At 42.5% G+C, this 623-nt stretch carries 1 pseudogene; it reads left to right on the forward strand.

Annotation, left to right across the window (positions count from 1 at the left end):
- Nucleotides 1-623 (forward strand): annotated as a pseudogene (locus H5125_RS21780) (IS110-like element ISShfr7 family transposase); the annotation flags it as partial.

Genomic DNA, 623 nt, shown 5'->3' on the forward strand with positions numbered 1-623 from the left:
TACGATTACCCCAGCGAAATGCGCGCTGCCCGTGACCTATTACGTCGACGAATGAAAATTGTTCGTCACGGTGCCATGCTCAAAGGTCATGTGGTTAACACCAACAGCCAATACAACTTGCCTGCAACTGAGTTAAATCTTAAAAACATTTCAGCAAGACAAAAACTTCGTGAGCAGTATCAAGACCCTATTGTGCAGCGCAACATTGATTTAGATATGGCGCTGCTTGATTGCTATGCCAAGGAATTAACACAGGTCGAATGGTTCATTGAAAAACAGGCCAAAAACCATAATCCCGTCTATTTAGAATTACTTAAAACAGTTCCTGGTATTGGTAAGATTTTATCGCTGACAATCCTTTATGAAATCGGTGATATCTGCCGATTTGAGTCAGTGCAAAAGTTCGCTTCTTACTCTAGATTGGTCAAATGCAAAGCTGAATCGGCGGGTAAAACCTATGGCACTAATGGTAATAAAATCGGTAACGCTCATTTGAAGTGGGCATTCTCAGAAGCAGCTGTGCTGTACCTGCGAGGCAATGACAAAGCCCGTAACTACCTTAATCGATTACAGAAAAGAATGAGTAAGGCTAAAGCGTTGTCTGCACTCGCTCATAAGCTTGG

Source organism: Shewanella sp. SR44-4 (assembly GCF_014163715.1).
GTDB lineage: Bacteria > Pseudomonadota > Gammaproteobacteria > Enterobacterales > Shewanellaceae > Shewanella.